15 protein-coding genes and 1 pseudogene are annotated in these 15,796 nt (G+C 72.8%); 9 read left to right on the plus strand and 7 right to left on the minus strand.

Annotation, left to right across the window (positions count from 1 at the left end):
• The first annotated feature begins 212 nt into the window (after positions 1-212).
• Complete coding sequence (locus ACU610_RS03570; protein WP_446766339.1) at positions 213-1,292, plus strand: YihY/virulence factor BrkB family protein; 1,080 nt, start codon at positions 213-215, stop codon at positions 1,290-1,292.
• A gap of 380 nt (positions 1,293-1,672) precedes the next feature.
• Here the strand turns inward: ACU610_RS03570 and ACU610_RS03575 are convergent, their stop codons facing one another.
• Positions 1,673-1,918, minus strand: a complete 246-nt coding sequence (locus ACU610_RS03575; RefSeq protein ID WP_446766340.1) for a hypothetical protein — start codon at positions 1,916-1,918, stop codon at positions 1,673-1,675.
• 566 nt (positions 1,919-2,484) lie between these two features.
• Between ACU610_RS03575 and ACU610_RS03580 the strand changes: the two genes are divergently transcribed.
• Positions 2,485-2,685 carry a DUF5994 family protein gene (locus ACU610_RS03580; protein WP_446766341.1) on the plus strand — a complete coding sequence of 67 codons (201 nt, stop codon included), beginning with the start codon at positions 2,485-2,487 and terminating at the stop codon, positions 2,683-2,685.
• Between the two features lie 295 nt (positions 2,686-2,980).
• Here the strand turns inward: ACU610_RS03580 and ACU610_RS03585 are convergent, their stop codons facing one another.
• Positions 2,981-4,210: an IS256 family transposase gene (locus tag ACU610_RS03585; protein WP_446766342.1), complete on the minus strand. Its 1,230-nt coding sequence runs from the start codon at positions 4,208-4,210 to the stop codon at positions 2,981-2,983.
• A gap of 584 nt (positions 4,211-4,794) precedes the next feature.
• Here ACU610_RS03585 and ACU610_RS03590 point away from each other — a divergent pair.
• The 4 genes from ACU610_RS03590 (at position 4,795) to ACU610_RS03605 (ending at position 6,832) form a co-directional block, all read left to right on the plus strand.
• On the plus strand, positions 4,795-5,028 hold the full coding sequence (locus ACU610_RS03590) for a helix-turn-helix transcriptional regulator (protein ID WP_446766343.1): 234 nt from the start codon (positions 4,795-4,797) through the stop codon (positions 5,026-5,028).
• Between the two features lie 11 nt (positions 5,029-5,039).
• Positions 5,040-5,315 carry a hypothetical protein gene (locus ACU610_RS03595; protein ID WP_446766344.1) on the plus strand — a complete coding sequence of 92 codons (276 nt, stop codon included), beginning with the start codon at positions 5,040-5,042 and terminating at the stop codon, positions 5,313-5,315.
• A complete protein-coding gene (locus ACU610_RS03600) occupies positions 5,312-5,626 on the plus strand; it encodes a hypothetical protein (protein WP_446766345.1) in 315 nt (104 codons plus the stop codon). Before ACU610_RS03595 ends, ACU610_RS03600 begins: the two co-directional genes overlap by 4 nt.
• Positions 5,627-5,743: 117 nt before the next feature.
• On the plus strand, positions 5,744-6,832 hold the full coding sequence (locus ACU610_RS03605) for a site-specific integrase (RefSeq protein ID WP_446766346.1): 1,089 nt from the start codon (positions 5,744-5,746) through the stop codon (positions 6,830-6,832).
• Positions 6,833-6,858: 26 nt separating this feature from the next.
• On the opposite strand, the gene glnA is transcribed toward ACU610_RS03605, so the two are convergent.
• Positions 6,859-8,292, minus strand: a complete 1,434-nt coding sequence (glnA, locus tag ACU610_RS03610; protein ID WP_446766347.1) for a type I glutamate--ammonia ligase — start codon at positions 8,290-8,292, stop codon at positions 6,859-6,861.
• 165 nt (positions 8,293-8,457) lie between these two features.
• Between glnA and ACU610_RS03615 the strand changes: the two genes are divergently transcribed.
• Positions 8,458-8,880 carry an RDD family protein gene (locus tag ACU610_RS03615; RefSeq protein WP_446766348.1) on the plus strand — a complete coding sequence of 141 codons (423 nt, stop codon included), beginning with the start codon at positions 8,458-8,460 and terminating at the stop codon, positions 8,878-8,880.
• A complete protein-coding gene (locus tag ACU610_RS03620) occupies positions 8,877-9,398 on the plus strand; it encodes a GNAT family N-acetyltransferase (RefSeq protein WP_446766349.1) in 522 nt (173 codons plus the stop codon). Before ACU610_RS03615 ends, ACU610_RS03620 begins: the two co-directional genes overlap by 4 nt.
• A gap of 167 nt (positions 9,399-9,565) precedes the next feature.
• On the opposite strand, the gene ACU610_RS03625 is transcribed toward ACU610_RS03620, so the two are convergent.
• The 3 genes from ACU610_RS03625 to ACU610_RS03635 all read right to left on the minus strand — a co-directional run bounded on the left by ACU610_RS03625 (position 9,566) and on the right by ACU610_RS03635 (position 12,764).
• A complete protein-coding gene (locus ACU610_RS03625) occupies positions 9,566-10,375 on the minus strand; it encodes a DUF4191 domain-containing protein (RefSeq protein ID WP_446766350.1) in 810 nt (269 codons plus the stop codon).
• Positions 10,376-10,532: 157 nt separating this feature from the next.
• The gene (lipA, locus tag ACU610_RS03630; protein WP_446766351.1) at positions 10,533-11,507 is read right to left on the minus strand and encodes a lipoyl synthase; all 975 of its coding nucleotides are present in this window, start codon (positions 11,505-11,507) and stop codon (positions 10,533-10,535) included.
• A gap of 78 nt (positions 11,508-11,585) precedes the next feature.
• Positions 11,586-12,764 carry a hypothetical protein gene (locus tag ACU610_RS03635; RefSeq protein ID WP_446766352.1) on the minus strand — a complete coding sequence of 393 codons (1,179 nt, stop codon included), beginning with the start codon at positions 12,762-12,764 and terminating at the stop codon, positions 11,586-11,588.
• A gap of 117 nt (positions 12,765-12,881) precedes the next feature.
• Here ACU610_RS03635 and ACU610_RS03640 point away from each other — a divergent pair, with 117 nt between their 5' ends.
• Positions 12,882-13,979, plus strand: coding sequence for an LLM class F420-dependent oxidoreductase (locus ACU610_RS03640; RefSeq protein ID WP_446766353.1), 1,098 nt, complete (start codon positions 12,882-12,884; stop codon positions 13,977-13,979).
• 38 nt (positions 13,980-14,017) lie between these two features.
• Here the strand turns inward: ACU610_RS03640 and ACU610_RS03645 are convergent.
• A pseudogene (locus ACU610_RS03645) lies at positions 14,018-15,289 on the minus strand (diguanylate cyclase domain-containing protein); the annotation flags it as partial.
• Positions 15,290-15,796: the final 507 nt, after the last annotated feature.

The raw sequence follows: 15,796 nt of genomic DNA on the forward strand, positions 1-15,796 counted from the left end.
GGGTGTCGGCCAACACCCGCCTCCGCCTGCTGCCGGAGCACCTCGGTCCGAACCGCCCCGGGTCAGTGGAGGCTCTGGTGTGCCCCGGGTTCGACGGAGTCAGGTGTTCCGCCGAGCGGCCATCGTGGTGGTTTGGCGGATGAGCACTGCCCGCAGTCGTGACCGGCGAGCGGTGGGGGGACGACTGCCGGCCGCGCGCGCATGCTGGGACGATGCCGGCCGAGCGCAGCGACGGGACACGTACCGGAGCCGAGGCCACGATTCCAGCGCCACCGCCAGCGCCCGCGTCACGGCGCAGCGCCGCCCACCGGTTGGTCAGGCGCACGTTGGGCAACGCCTGGAACGACGACATCTTCACCGAGTCGGCGGCCGCGGCGTTCTGGCAGACGCTCTCACTGCCGCCGCTGCTACTCGGCCTCTTCGGCATCCTCGGCTACGTCGGCGGCGCGTTCGGACCCGACACCATCGCGGCGGTGCAACAGTGGATCATCGACCTCACCGCCGGGGTGTTCAGCCGCAACGCCCTGGAAGACATCATCGTCCCGACCGTCGCCGACGTCCTCAGCACCGCCCGTGCGGAGGTGATCTCGGTCGGGTTCGTCCTGTCGTTCTGGTCGGGCTCGTCCGCGATGGCCTCGTTCGTCGACGCCATCACCCGCGCCTACGACCAGTACGAAGTCCGCAACCTCGTCTGGCAACGGATCCTGTCGATGCTCCTGTATCTGGTCGGTCTCGTCACCGGAATCCTCGTCCTGCCGCTCCTCGCGCTCGGACCGGAGCGGGTCCTGCCACTGCTGCCCGACTCCTGGCAACGCGGCGCGGGCACGGCCCTCGACACGGTCTACTACCCGGTGCTCGGCCTCGTGCTGATGCTCGCACTCACGACCCTCTACAGGATCGCGCTGCCGCTCAAGCCCCCGTGGTACCGCGGACTCCCCGGGGCGCTGCTCGCCGCACTGGTCTTCCTCACAGGGTCGACCGGACTGCGGCTCTACCTCGACTGGTTGACCGGTAGCGGATACACCTACGGCGCGCTGGCCGCGCCCATCGCGTTCCTTCTGGCCACCTTCTTCATCGCGCTCGCGATCATCTTGGGCGCACAGTTGAACGCCGCCATCCAGGCCCTGTGGCCAGTTCCGCTGCGTGACCGCCGCGGCAGGCTCGCGAAGTCCGGGCCCGGGACGCCGGAGCTGCGCCGGACGGTGCGCGACGACCCGGAAGCCGCGGCCGCGGTGCTCGAGCAACTCGCCTACACGGTGGAGCGCCCTGCGCCGTCAGCCCGCCGGGACTGAACGCAGCGTGTCGCGATCCGGTGAGAGCCGTGCCGGTCCGCGGCGCCCCGTACTGGCACTCGCCGGGCGACACCGTCCAGTACGGGGCGGGGCTCCGGGTGCACCACCCAGGACAGCGATGACGCCGACGGCTACGGATCCTCCAAGGGGCGCAGTAGGTGCAGTTGGACGCCACGGAGGGCCAGGGGAGCCCGCAGGCCGAGAAGTTCACCCGGTCTGCGCGTAGAAGGAACAACTGGTCACCGACGTCTCCGCCAAGCAGGGTCCGCTACGTGGAGACGGGACGAGTGGAGTCCTACCGTCAGGTCCCGCGTCACCGCCTGGACCTGCCTGTCCTGGGACGCCTCGACAGGGTCCTCGTCGAGCCGGCGTTCGGACTCTCAGGAACTCTGGCCCCACCCCATCGCGCTCGGGTTGCTCTCCTCGCCGAGTGACCACCAGGCGAGCTGTCCGGGTGCCAGGGTCAGGTAGGCGAACTCACTCTGGCCTGGCAGCCGTGCCATGAGCGTCACGAACTGATTGCTCGCGCGGGCGGTCGCGATCTCCTTGACGCGACTTGCGAGATCGACGGAGTCGTCCAGTTCCCACACGAGGTCCGTCCCGGCCGTCCTCAGCACCTGTGCCATGCCTCTCAGCACATCACTCGCGGATCCGGATGAGCCACCCGACCGGCGCGGCGCACCCCCGATGCCGGCACCGTGCGCCGCCCGATCTGTCTGCCCCGGCTTCACCCAGCCTCCGCAGTCGCTCGGTGGTCCGATGGTGACGAGCGCCGTGCCGAGCTTCGACGATCCGCCGCAGAGCCGACGCACCGCATCACGGCGGACCATCCGTCCGCCTGGAAAGGGTCCTCATGCCCATGGCGGATGAACGGACGGCAGCTCGGCCGGTCAGGGGGACCCCGATGAGCGTAGGTTGACGAGTGACGCCACTTTGGCGTCATGCCCCTCCGCTACCGGAGGGAGATCGGCGGTCCCTCTGATGGGGCTCACCAGAACGAAGACGTCTCCCCGACTCGCAATGGTCCGGTCGTGACGACCATCCGAGTCACCCGCCGACCGCGGATTCCCTCGGCGGGCGTCGAGAACACAGCGCCGCGGTCAGCTCCCGCTCCGGCCGATGGCGCCGAGGGGAGCTCGATCCGCCTCGCTCTGATCGACCCATCCGCCGCACGTACCACGTTGGACGGCGCGTGTGGCCCCGAACGCGGGATCTGACCCAGGAGTTGCCTGCACTGGTCGAGGAGCTGCATCGTCGGGCGATCAGGGTCACGCGGGTGGCTTTCAACCCCCACCACCGGGGCCCGCGCTGCGGCAGCTGGCCGCGGACGGCCGAACCATCCGCCTCGGCTGGCCCCGAACCTCGACCGGCAAGTGCTCAACATGACCGGTGAGTTGAGCCGCGGTCGGCTGGACTTCCTCATGGTCCCCCGGACACGACGGCGGCCGCCGCAGAGCGTGCCTTCCCGGCGGCCACCGACCGTGCCAACCGGCAGGCACCGACCGAGCTGCTCGACATGCTCAGCGCCGCAGGTCCGCCCGTGCCACCCCCACGCTCCTCCGCCGACCAAGCCCGACACTGAGGAGACCGCGGCCTGGCACTCCGGGGGGCCACCTGTACCGCTGGACGTCGGTGACGTCCCGCCCGGTGGTGTAGCTCGCGGCCGTGAGGAGGTTCTGCGGGTTGGACTATGACGCGATCAGGGCCGGCTGCGCCACCTCCTCGGCCGGGGTGGGTTGGTTGAGTTGGGTCATGGAGCCTTCGGAGAGGTAGCGGCGGTCGGAGACCTGCCACTCGTCGTGCGCCTCGACCAGGACCGCGCCGGCCAGCCGCAGCAGCGCTTCGGGGTTGGGAAAGACGCCGACGACGTCGGTGCGCCGCTTGATCTCCTTGTTCAGCCGCTCCAGCGGATTGGTCGACCAGATCTTCTTCCAGTGGCCGACGGGAAAGCCGGTGAAGGCCAGCAAGTCGTCCTTGGCTTCCCGCAGCATGGCTTCGACCTGAGGGGACTGCCGGCCGAGCATGCCGGCGATGACGTCGAGCTGGGCGCGCACGTGCTCGGCGTCGGGCTGAGCGAAGATCGTGCGGATGGCCGCGGCGACCATCTCGGCGTTGCCCTTCGGTACCCGCGCCAGGACGTTGCGCATGAAGTGCACCCGGCACCTCTGCCACGCCGCACCCAGCAGGACTGCACTGATGGCGGCCTTGAGCCCGGTGTGGGCGTCGGAGATGACCAGCTGGGTGCCGGCCAGGCCGCGGGCCTTCAGCGAGCGCAGGAACGCGGTCCAGAACGCCCCGTCCTCGGAGTCGCCGACGGCGAAGCCGAGCACCTCGCGGTGCCCGTCGGCGGCCACCCCGGTGGCGATGACGACGGCCTGCGAGACGACTCTGCGGTGGACCCGGGCCTTGCAGTAGGTCGCGTCCAGGAACACGTAGGGGAACGCCTGCTCGGCCAGTGAGCGGTCGCGAAAGGCAGCGACCTCCTCGTCCAGATCGCCGCAGATCCGGCTGACCTCGGACTTGGAGATGCCCGAATCGGCGCCCAGCGCCTTCACCAGATCGTCGACCTTGCGGGTGGAGACGCCGTGCAGATAGGCCTCCATCACCACCGCGAACAGGGCCTGGTCGATCCGCCGCCGGCGCTCCAGCAGCGAGGGGAAGAACGAGCCGGCGCGCAGCTTGGGGATGCGCAGCTCCAGATCCCCGGCCGTGGTGCTGAGCACCCGCGGGCGGGAGCCGTTGCGCTGGGCGGTGCGGGCGTCGGTGCGCTCGTGCGGGGCGGCGCCGATCACCGCGGTGAGCTCGGCCTCGATCAGGGCCTGGTAGATGGTGGTGGCCGCCGACCGGATCCGGTCGTCGACTTCGGCGGCCTTCAGTGCGTCGAGCACCTCGAGCAGGGCAGACTGGTCCAGGGCCATCGTGTGCTGTGTCCTTCCGCGAGAACCATTGGCGTGGTCTCGCTGACCATCACACGATGGCCCCCTCGCGTGATCACCCACGCGAGCGGTGACCTGGACTTACACCACCAGCGGGGACGTCACCCGACGCGCACGCCGCGACACCGAGCATCACCAGCGCCCAGCTGTCACGCCGGGGCTGGCCGACTACCCGTCGGGTGTCCCACAACCCGAGTCCGAGCGCCACGGGCCGCGGGCCACGCCTGGTGCCGCCCCGGGCCTGGGGCGGTGAGCGGGTCGCCCCTCACTCGGCCGCCACCGCGCCACGGGGGAGGGGACCGGAGGGGAACTGGAGCCTGCCGGCCTACGGCGCGCGCCACCACCGGAGCCGGCCTTCTTCCGGACGCCATCACCTGGCTCTGGCCCCGGCGCCGAGCGAAGACCTCAGGCGCTCCCACCTCCTGGACCACCGGCGACAGGAGCCGAACCGGAGGAGGACAGGAGCCTGACCGGAGAAGTTGGCTGTGGGCTGTCACCAATGGCCACGAAATCGCGCCTTCTACAGGTGGTACCCCGCCCATGTCCGCCGAGCCCCGGAGACCGCCATGCCCGACCAGATCCCCGGCCGCGACCACACCGCCGCGCCCACGTCTGAGCTGCTCACCATCGGCGAAGCCGCCCAGCTGCTGCGCGCCCCGGTCGCCACCCTGCGGTACTGGCGCCACCTGGGCACCGGCCCGCACTCCTTCCGGCTCGGCCGCCGCGTCCTCTATCGCCGCGACGACCTGCGTGCATGGATCGACGCCCGGCATGATGCGGACAGCGCCGGCCGGTCTTGACGAGGAATATTGTGTCCGACAATACTGGTCCTCTGGAGATCCGGTTCACCCAGTCGGCGCGCAAGCACCGCATCGGCCGGGCCTCCGCCCGGCACGTCCTGGCCACCGCCGAGGCGACCGCGGTCACCACGACCAGCGGTGCCGACGCCTGGCTCTACGTCGGACCCGACGAACGGGGGCGGGAACTAGAGATCATCGCCCTCGAGGTGCACCCGGCCGACGGCGGGCAGTCCTACCTGCTGGTCCTCCACGTCATGCCGACCCAGCTCCGAGGAGACCGCTCATGAGCGACGAGCACCGGCCCGCCGTCACCCCCGACTCGCCGATCGGCCCGGACGTCGACCTCGACGCCGAGGACGTCCGGCTCGCCGACGGGACCCGGCTGACCGAGCAGCGCGCCGCCGAGATCGTCGATGAGGTCCGCCGCCGCGGCGGCCGGCCCTCCCTCACCGGAGAAGCCGCCGCCTCACCGCGCATCGCCTTCCGCGTCACTCCCGGTGTCCGCGACCGCGCAGCCCAGGTCGCCGCCCGGGAGGGCAAGACCGTCTCCCAGCTCGCTCGCGAGGCACTCGAGGCCCGAGTCGCCACGGAGCTGTAGACCTCCTCACGCAGAACGACAACCGCCCTGTGCCTGCGCCACAGACACGAGAGGCTCGTGGCCTTTCGCAGCATCCAGGATCGGTGGTACGTCACCGACCCGGCGACGGGAAAACGCGTGCGGAGTCCCCGCTACGGGCAGGGGATGCGCTACCGGGCGCGCTTCAAGGACGCCGCGGGCAAGGAGGTCACCCGCGCGTTTCCCGACAAGGAGAAGTCGAAGGCACAGCGATGGCTCGACGAGGTCACGACCAGTCAGGTGACCGGGACCTATGTCGACCCGAAGACCGCCGGGACCACGGTCGCCCAGTGGTGCGAGACGTGGCTGGCCGGCTATGCCACCCGACGCCCCCGGACCGTGCGACAGGCGCAGGTCCACATCGCCCAGATCGAGGCCGCGTTCGGTCCGATGCCGCTCTCGGCGGTACGGCCGTCAGCGGTGCGGACGTGGACGGTGGAGCTGAAGGCCGGCGGCCTGGCCGACAGCTACGTCTATGCGCTGCACTCGCGCCTGTCCCAGGTCATGAGCGACGCCGTGCACGACGGGCTGCTCGCGCGCAATCCCTGTTCGCGGCGCACCTCACCAGGGACAGGCGGTCAACGCCCCTACGTCGCCACGACCGAGCAGGTGTGGGCGCTGCACGACACCATCGCTGAGCACCTGCGCCCGGCGATCCTGCTCGGGGCCTTCGTCGGACTGCGGACCGCCGAGGTGGTCGGACTGCGGGCCTGGGACGTCGACTTCATGCGCGGCGTCGTCCGGCCGGTGCAGCAGGGCAACGGGGAACCGCTCAAGAGCGAGACGTCGCGGACGCCGCTTCCCATCCCGCAGGAGCTGTCGCTGCACCTGTCCGCTGCGGTGGCGCGGTGGGGTGGGGACCACGTGGTCACCGACGGCACCGGCCGGCAGACCTCGACGTGGGCGATCGAGCGGGCCGTCCGCTCGGCCCGGCCGAAGGTCGCCGGGCTGCCCGAGGCGTTCCGCTTCCACGACCTGCGGCACTACCTCGCGTCGCTGCTGATCGGCAGCGGCCTGGACGTCAAGGTCGTGCAGCACCGGCTCCGGCACGGCAGCGCCAAGACGACGCTGGACACCTACGGGCACCTCTGGCCGGACAGCGACGAGTCAGCACGGGCCGCCGTCGGTGCGGTCCTGGCGGCCCGTGCTGGGGACTCGTTGGGGACTGGCAGCGCCTCGCCGCAATAAACCTGCAGGTCAGCGCGGTGTAAGACCTAGATGTCGTAGTACATCGCGAACTCGTGCGGGTGCGGGCGGAGGCGGATCGGGTCGATCTCGTTCTCCCGCTTGAACTCGATCCACGTCTCGATCAGGTCGGGGGTGAACACCCCACCGTCGACGAGGTACTCGTGGTCGACCTCGAGCCGGTCGAGGACGGCGTCCAGCGAGGCCGGCACCTTCTCGATGCCCAGGGCCTCCTCGGGCGGCAGCTCGTAGAGGTCCTTGTCGACCGGCGCCGGAGGCTCGATCTTGTTCTTGATGCCGTCGAGGCCGGCCATCAGCATCGCCGAGAAGGCGAGGTAGGGGTTGGCCGACGGGTCGGGCACGCGGAACTCGATGCGCTTGGCCTTGGGGCTGTCGCCGGAGATCGGGATGCGGCAGCAGGCCGAGCGGTTGCGGGCCGAGTAGACCAGGTTGATCGGGGCCTCGTAACCGGGCACCAGGCGGTGGTAGCTGTTCACCGTCGGGTTGGTGAAGGCCAGCAACGACGGGGCGTGGGCGAGCAGGCCGCCGATGTAGTGGCGGGCGGTGTCGGACAGGCCCGCGTAGCCGGTCTCGGCGTGGAAGAGCGGCTCGCCGTCCTTCCAGAGCGACTGGTGGCAGTGCATGCCCGAACCGTTGTCGCCGAACAGCGGCTTGGGCATGAAGGTCGCAGTCTTGCCGGCGGCCCAGGCGGTGTTCTTGATGATGTACTTGAACAGCATCAGGCTGTCCGCGGCGGCCAGCAGCGTGTCGAACTTGTAGTTGATCTCGGCCTGGCCACCGGTGCCCACCTCGTGGTGGCCCCGCTCGAGCTGGAGGCCCGCCCGCGTCAGGTTGAGCATCATGTCGGCGCGCAGATCGCTCTGGTGGTCGTAGGGCTCGACCGGGAAGTAGCCGCCCTTGGGCCGGGTCTTGTAGCCCAGGTTCGGGCCGCCGTTCTCACCGGTCAGCGCGCCGGAGTTCCAGGAGCCCTCGACCGCGTCGATGTGGTAGTAGCCCTCGTTGATGCCGGTCGAGTGCCGGATCGAGTCGAAGACGTAGAACTCGGCCTCGGGACCGAAGTAGGCGGTGTCGGCGATGCCGCTGCTGGCGAGGTACGCCTCGGCCTTCTTCGCCACGTTCCGCGGGTCGCGGCTGTAGGCCTCCCGGGTGATCGGGTCGTGGATGAAGAAGTTGATGTTCAGCGTCTTGTGCTTGCGGAACGGGTCCACGAAGGCGCTGTTGGCGTCGGGCAGCAGGAGCATGTCCGACTCGTTGATCGCCTGGAAGCCGCGGATCGAGGAGCCGTCGAACCCGAGACCCTCGGAGAACGTGTCCTCGCCGAAGGTCGACGCGGGGATCGTGAAGTGCTGCATGACGCCGGGCAGGTCGCAGAAGCGGACGTCGACGAACTCGACGTCGTTGTCGCGGATGTAGGCGGCGACCTCGTCGGGACTGGTGAACATCGATCCTCCGGGTTGGGGCGGACAGCCGATGGCGAACGTACGAGCGAGCGGTTGCCCTCGGGTGTCTCGGGTGTTTCGGGCCGGTAACAACGCCCGTGGCGTGTCGCCGGACCCGTCGCCGCCGGTCAGGCGGACGGTCTGTGCGCGCGTCCTACGCTGAGGGCCATGGTCCGGGACGCGCAGCCACCCTCTCAAGAGCGCCCGCGCGGCGCCGCGCTGGGACTGCCCGCCGAAGGGCCCGGCTCGCTGGCGTCCTTCGGCAGCCGGATCGGCGCCTTCCTCGTCGACGCGGTGGCCTCGGCGCTGGTCGCGGGCCTGTTCACCGCGCCCTCGCTGCCCGGCAACTGGAGCCTGCTGCCGTTCGGGCTGATCACCGTGGTCACGCTCGTCGCCTTCGGGCAGACGCCGGGGATGCGGCTGTTCGGCCTGCGGCTGGCGCACCCCCGGGAGGGGCAGCGGCCGGCGCTGTGGCGGGCCGTCGTCCGGACGGCGCTGCTCATGGTGCTGGTGCCCGCGCTCGTGGTGGACGCCGACGGCCGCGGGCTGCACGACCGGCTCACTGACACCGCCGTGGTCCGCGACGCGTGATCGTCCGCCGGGAGCGGCCGGCCGACCACGCCGCCGTCCACGCCCTGCACGCCGCGGCCTTCCGGCCACCCGGCGCGCGGCCCGACGCTGACGTCGTCGAGGCCCGACTGGTGGACGAGCTGCGCGAGGACGCCGGCTTCCTGCCGCACCTGTCCCTCGTCGCCACGGACGGCGGCGCGGTGGTCGGCCACGTGATCGCCACGCGCGGCCGGCTGGAACCGCTCGGCGTCCCGGCGCTCGGACTGGGCCCGCTCGGGGTGCTGCCCACGGCGCAGGGCAGGGGCGTGGGCACCGTGCTGGTGCACGCGCTGCTGGCCGTCGCGGAGGCGGCCGACGAGCGGCTGGTCGCGCTGCTCGGGGCGCCGGCCTACTACCGGCGGTTCGGCTTCGTCGCGGCCGCCACCGTGGGGGTCGCCGCGCCGGACCCGGCGTGGGGCGAGCACTTCCAGGCCCGCTGGCTCAGCGACCGGAGTGCCGAGGGGACGTTCCGGTACGCGGAGCCCTTCCGCCGGCTCTGAGGCCACGTACACGCCGAGCCCCCGTGCCGCACGGCACGGGGGCGATGTACCTCGTCGTCCTACCGGACGACACCGGGGCCAGGTGCCGTCCCGGCTCGCGTGGAGCTCCTGCGGGCCGACCCGCCGGGAGGCCTCCGGCCCCCGCAGCGGGACGACCCGGGGGGCTGTTACCTGCGGCGGACCTGGCGCTGGCTGACGGTCATCTGCCGGCCGCCGGGCAGGGGGCCACCGGGGACCGGCATCCGCGTGCCGCCGAGCGCCGCGACCCGCTTCCGGAGCGCGTTGAGCTCGCCGCCGGAGAGGTTGCGCGGCAGCTTCATGACGTGCGCGCTCAGCTTGCGCAGCGGCACCTGGCCCTCCTCGTCGCCGACGAGGACGTCATAGATCGGGGCGTCCCCGGCGATCCGGGCGAGTCGCTTCTTCTCCTGGGCCAGCAGCGGGCGGATCCGCGACGGCGCGCCCTCGCCGACCAGGATCACGCCGGGCCGGCCCAGCACCCGGTGGACGGCGTCGAGCTGTGTGGTGCCCGCGACGCCCGAGGAGACCTGCCAGTCGCCGCGCATGCCCTCGAGGACCCACGCGGCCGCGCCGGGCTGGCCCTCCACCTGGCGGTAGGCCGAGCCCTGCGCGCGGCGACCGAAGACGATGAGCGCGGCCAGCAGGCCGAAGAGGATCGCGATGGGCAGGAAGAGGAACGGCGCCCCGAACAGGATGGCGATCAGCTCGATGACGGCGGCCACCGCCACGAAGGCGATGAGCATGACCCAGGGCAGCTTCGGGTCGTTCTTGCGGGTCAGCGTGTAGGCCTGCTTCATCATGCGGACCTGGGCGCCGACCTTCTTGAGGCGGCCGACCTTCGGCTGGCCGTCCTTGCCGACCTTCGTCGCCCCCTTGCCGCGGCCTCGGGAGCCGGGTCCGGTGGCGGCCTTGCCGGTGCCGGGGGGCGCGGAGGAGTCGGTGGGCCTGCTGCGTGCCATGCCCCCAGGATAGAGACAAGGACCCTCCTGCCCCCCACCGAGGAAGGATCCCGTCCCCCCGCCCTTCGCGAGCTCAGGGCGGTGCCCTGGACGGGGCCGGCGCCGGGACCGTGCAGGAGGGCCGTCGGCCGGCCCCGGTGGACCGGCCGCGACGTCCTCAGATCGAGCGGGTCAGCCCGCGCGCCTCGACGGCCTGCTGGTACAGCCGGCCGGCCCGGTAGGAGCTGCGCACCAGCGGCCCGGCGAGCACGCCGGGGAAGCCGATCTCCTCCGCCGTCTTCTGGAAGCCGACGAACTCGTCGGGCTTGACCCAGCGGACGACGGGGTGGTGCCGCGGCGAGGGCCGCAGGTACTGGGTGATGGTCAGCAGGTCGCAGCCGGCCTCGTGCAGGGCCCGCATCGCCTCGACGACCTCGTCGGGCTCCTCGCCCATGCCCAGGATGAGGTTGGACTTGGTGACCAGCCCGGCCTCGCGGGCGGCGGTGAGGACGGCCAGCGAGCGCTCGAACCGGAAGCCGGGGCGGATCCGCTTGAAGATCCGCGGCACGGTCTCGACGTTGTGCGCCAGGACCTCGGGTCGGGAGGAGAAGACCTCGGCGAGCTGGTCGGGGTCGGCGTTGAAGTCGGGGATGAGCAGCTCGACACCGCAGCCCGGGACGGCGGCGTGGATCTGGCGGACCGTCTCGGCGTAGAGCCAGGCGCCGCCGTCGGGCAGGTCGTCACGGGCGACGCCGGTGACCGTGGCGTACTTGAGCTGCATCGTGGCGACGCTCTCGGCGACCCGGCGCGGCTCGTCGGCGTCGAACTCGGCGGGCTTGCCCGTGTCGATCTGGCAGAAGTCGCACCGCCGGGTGCACTGGTCCCCACCGATGAGGAAGGTGGCCTCCCGGTCCTCCCAGCACTCGTAGATGTTGGGGCAGCCGGCCTCCTCGCAGACGGTGTGCAAACCCTCACGGCGGACCAGCGACTTCAGCTCGGTGTACTCCGGGCCGGTCTTCAGCCGGGTCTTGATCCACTCCGGCTTGCGCTCGATCGGGACCTGGCTGTTGCGGACCTCGAGGCGCAGCAGCTTGCGGCCGGAGGGCGCCAGGGGGCTGTCGGTGGAGGGGGTCGGGGCCACCGTCTCGCTCATGATCGACCACGGTACTCCCGGAGACGGCAACGCCCGCCTCGACCGAGGCGGGCGTTGCTGCTCAGGAGCGGGGTGGGGTCAGGTCGCCGGGTTGCGTGGGTCCTCCGAGTCGGAGCCGATGCCGCCGGAGGCGGTCTGCGGCTGGTCGTTCGGTGAGGCGGTCGCGGTGTCCAGGGCCGCGTCGTCCGGACTGGTCGTCGCGGTTCCCGGGACGTCGGGCGCGGGGGCCTCGGCGGGGCGCGACTGCTGCGCCCACGAGCCCGCGTCGGTGTCGGGCGGGGTGGCGTCCCCCGCGGTGGTCTGCGCGGTGGAGACGGTCTTGCCGGAGTTGCTCGGGGAGCTGGGCACGGGGTCCTCTCGGTAGCTCGGCACGGGCCCGTCGCCGGTGGGGGCGGGGGTCCACAGGTCGTCGGAGCCGCGGCGGCGGCGCAGCACCACCGCCACGGCGGCGGCGATGCCGAGGACGGCGAGCAGCCACGGCCAGCGCCGCGGCCGGGGCTCGATCCCGACCTTCCGCCTCATCCCCTTACCCGCCTTCGCGGCCTTCCTCTCCAGTTCCCGGCGTTTCTTCGCCGCCGTCCTCTCCAGCTCACCGCGCTTCTTCGCGGCCCTGGCGGTGGCGGCGGCCAACTCCAGGCGGCGCAGCTCGAGCTCGTCGCGGGCGCTGCCCAGCCCCGAGCTGAGCGACTCGCGGGTGTTCTCCAGCACCGGGGTCACCGCCTCGCGGGCGGCCAGCACCCGGGGTGCGGCGTAGGCCAGCGTGGCGGCCTGGGCGGCGGTCAGCCTGGGGACGACGTCCTCCGTCAGCGTCTTCTGCGCCGCGCCGCGGGCGGCCTCGACGCGCGGGGTGAGGTCGGCGGCGGCCTTGGTGGCCGCGGCCTGGGCGGCGGTCACCGCGGCGGTCAGGTGGGGGACGGCGGCGTCGCGGGCGGCCTCGACGCGGGGGCCGAGGGCCTCACGGGCGGCCTCCACGCGCGGCGTGAGCGCGTCGAGGGCGGCCTCCACCCGCGGGCTCAGCGCGTCACGGGCAGCCTCGACGGCGGGCGCGGCGACGGCCACCGCGGCGGCCACCTTGGGCGCCACCGCGCCCATGGCGGCGTCCAGCGCCGGACCGCTCACCTCGCGGGCGGCCTCCACGCGCGGTGCCAGCTGCTCCGTCGCTGCCCGCCGGGCCTCCGCCACCGCCGTGCCGATGTGGGCGAGGCCCTCCTGCAGCTCCTCGCCGATGATCTGGCCGTGCGTCTTCTTGCGGAACACGGGATGCACCTCCGGTTGATCGTGTCGGCGGCCATCCTGCCCGGTCGTCGGGGACGGCACACCCCGGGTGCGATCTCCGGGACGGCCGGTGCGACGAGGCCTCGATAGCGTCGCGGCGTGCAGCTACGCGTCTTCACCGAACCGCAGCAGGGCGCCACCTACGACGACCTGCTCGCCGTCGCGCGGCGGACCGAGGAGGCCGGCTTCGACGCCTTCTTCCGCTCCGACCACTACCTGGCGATGGGCGGGGACGGCCTGCCCGGGCCGACCGACGCGTGGGTGACCCTGGGCGGTCTGGCCCGCGAGACCAGCCGCATCCGGCTGGGCACGCTCATGTCTGCGGCGACCTTCCGGCTGCCCGGGCCGCTGGCGATCTCGGTGGCGCAGGTCGACCAGATGAGCGGCGGGCGGGTCGAGCTCGGCCTCGGCTCGGGGTGGTACGAGGCCGAGCACACCGCCTACGGCATCCCGTTCCCGTCACTGGGGGAGCGGTTCGACCGCTACGAGGAGCAGCTGGAGATCGTCACCGGCCTGTGGTCGACGCCGGTCGGGCGGACCTACGACTTCGCCGGGCGGCACCACCGGCTCGAGGGCTCCCCGGCGCTGCCCAAGCCGGTGCAGGCCGGCGGCGTGCCGGTCATCGTGGGCGGGCGCGGCAAGCGGCGCACGCCGGCGCTGGCGGCCCGTTACGCAGCCGAGTTCAACGTGCCCTTCGCCTCCGTGGCGGAGAACGCCGAGCTCTTCGAGCGGGTGCGGCAGGCCTGCGCGGACGCCGGCCGCGATCCGGCGTCCATCGTGTTCAGCACCGCGCTGGTGCTCTGCGCGGGCCGGGACGAGGCCGAGCTGGCGCGGCGGGCCGAGGCGATCGGCCGGGACGTCGACGACCTGCGGGCGCACGGCGCCGCGGGCACCCCGGCCGAGGTGGTCGACGTCCTCGGGCCTACCGGGAGGCGGGGGCGAGCCGGGTCTACCTGCAGCTCCTCGACCTCGCCGACCTCGACCACCTGGACCTGGTGGCCGCGGAGGTGGGCCCCCAGCTGGGCCAGGCGGGGTCAGGCGGGCGCCGGCACCCGCGCCGCGCCCGCGCGCAGCCGGGCGGGGACCTCCAGCGCGAGGACGGCGGGTGAGGTCCTCCGGTCGGGCAGGACGTCGCACCCCAGCCTGGCGAGCGCGACGGCGGGCCCACCGGTCCTCGCCTCCGCTACGACGCTGTGACCGAGGGCGCGCGCCAGGGCGACGGTGTGCTCCACCACCAGGAGGGCGCGTGGTTCCGTGTCCACGTCGCCGGTCAGGCTGCTGTCGAGGTGGATGCGGTCGGCCGGCAGGTCGCGGATCGCGGCGAGGGTGAGGAGCCCGGCGCCGGGGGCGTGGACCGCGGTCCTGATGCCCCGGTCCCGGACGGCGTGCAACAGCTCGACCGTCTCCGCGGGGGCCTGCAGCGCCCCCTGGTCCACTCGCAGCTCGAGGGACCGGGGTGGGAGCCCGTGCCGCAGCAGGGCGGCACCGAGCCGATCGGGCAGTCGGGGATCGCCCAGGTCGGCCGCGCCGAGCGGCACCTGGACGGGGACGGGGGTGTCGGGCCACCACCCGGTGACCGCCCGGAGGACCTCCTCGAGGAGGTCCGGCGCGGTCGTGCACCCGGCGGGCGGCAGCACCGCCTCGACGAAGGTCGGTCCTCCGTCCCGGCCGGGCACGACCCGGAATCGCACCGGGGGAGTGGGCGTGTCGGGGCTGTCGGGCACGGCCGGGACGGCCGGACGGTCCCGGTCGCTGTCGGCCGCGTGGACCCTGACGCCGCCGAGCTGGGCCTTCGCGGCGTACATGCCGGCGTCGGCCTGCCGGAGCAGGTCGGCGACCGTGCGCCCGGAGCCGGCGGCGGTCGCCACGCCGATGCTGACGCCGACCCGGACCGGGGTCCCGGCGACCGTCAGCGGCTGACACACCACGGTGTGCAGGCGACGGGCGCACTCCTCGGCCGCGGCGGCGTCGGTGTCCGGGAGCAGGACGGCGAACTCGTCCCCGCCCAGGCGCGCCAGGAGGTCGCCCGGACGCAGCGCCGGCCGGGCGACCTGGCCGATGCGGCGGAGCAGTTCGTCGCCGGCGGCGTGCCCGAGGCCGTCGTTCACCGCCTTGAAGCCGTCGAGGTCGAGCAGCAGCAGGGCCGCCGGACCCGATCGCGCGAGGTGCTGCTCGGCCGCGGTCAGCAGGGCCCGCCGGTTCGGCAGGCCGGTCAGCTCGTCGGTGCTGGCCTGCCGGGTCACCTCGTCCAGCGCGCGCGTCTCCCGGACGGTCGCCGCGGTACGGGCCAGGGACGCCAGGACGCAGCCGAGCGCGCAGGCCCCTCCCACGCTGAGCGTGCCCTCACCCCACTCGGGCGCCAGCACCGCCAGGCTGGCGACGTTGCAGGCGAGCGGGATGGTGACGACACGCCATCCGGTCCGTGACGTCGCGGCGGGTGACTGCGCAGCAGTGTCCCGGGGGCGGGCGGCATGGGCGGCCAGACATGTGACGACGGCATTCGCCATCCATGTGAGGTCCAGGGGGCCACCGGGGACGTAGCCGTCACCGGCCTGGGCCGCGGCGAGGAGCAGGTCCCCGAGCAGCTTGGAGGCCAGGACGGCGCAGAGCAGCACGATGACCCTGTCCACACGCAGACCCAGGACGCTCAGTACCGCTCCGAGCAGGGCCAGCAGCAGCACGTCGGCCACGGGGTAGGCGTAGGTGGCGGCGGTGGCCAGCCCATCCAGGTCGTGCGCCTGGACCGCCGGCGCGATGAAGAGCGTCGCCGCGACCGACGTGATGCCCAGCGCCCCGATGAGCCCGTCGAGCCAGGTGCTCGGCCGCAGGTCCCGGACCCGGGCAGCCACCAGCGCAACGGCGACGACGTAGAGCGCCGGATAGGTCGCCAGCCAGGGGACGTCGGCGATCGAGGGGAACGGCGCCTCGGGGAGAGGTGCCGCGGTGAGGGCGAAGAGCACGTTGCCGGCCACGCTCAAGGAGAACGCGACGGCGGCTCCTCGCCACGCCACGCG

The organism is Geodermatophilus sp. URMC 61 (genome assembly GCF_052931555.1).